The organism is Synechococcus sp. R55.7, assembly GCF_047461955.1.
Classification (GTDB): Bacteria; Cyanobacteriota; Cyanobacteriia; order Thermostichales; family Thermostichaceae; genus Thermostichus.
Genome location: NZ_JANSIC010000533.1, coordinates 1 through 501 on the forward strand (window position 1 = coordinate 1; position 501 = coordinate 501).

Sequence of the window (501 nt, forward strand, 5' to 3'; positions counted from 1 at the left end):
GAGAGCGCTACTCCCGGTTGAGGGCGGTACTCCAACGCAAAGCCAGTAAGGGCACCCGCAGTTCGCGGCGCAGATGCAGAGAACTGTTGCAACGGCTGTCTGGCAAGGAGAGGCGCTTTCAGGCGTGGGTCAATCATCGCATCTCCAAAGCTATTGTCTCCAGGGCAAAGACCACAAACAGCGCTATCGCTCTGGAAGACCTGACAGGGATCCGGGAAAGGGTCAATCAACAGCCACGCAACAAGGCCGAACGGCGCAGAACCAACAGTTGGGCGTTCTACCAACTACGTCAATTTCTGGAATACAAGGCGAGGGTTGCAGGGGTTTCTCTGATTCTTGTGCCGCCTGCCTACACGTCGCAGACCTGCCACCGGTGCTTACACATCCATCCCGACCCTGCGCAATCCTATCGCAGTGGTAAGTCGTTCAAGTGTGGGCACTGTGGATGGGAAGGAGATGCGGACTTGAATGGTGCAAACGTAATTGCGCTCTTGGGGGCTG

The 501-nt window shown here is 56.7% G+C and carries 1 protein-coding gene; it reads left to right on the plus strand.

All coding sequences use genetic code 11. The features are described from left to right. Positions 1 to 501, plus strand: a 501-nt coding sequence (locus tag NW820_RS13540) for an RNA-guided endonuclease InsQ/TnpB family protein (RefSeq protein ID WP_414407796.1), incomplete at both ends; no start/stop codon positions are given.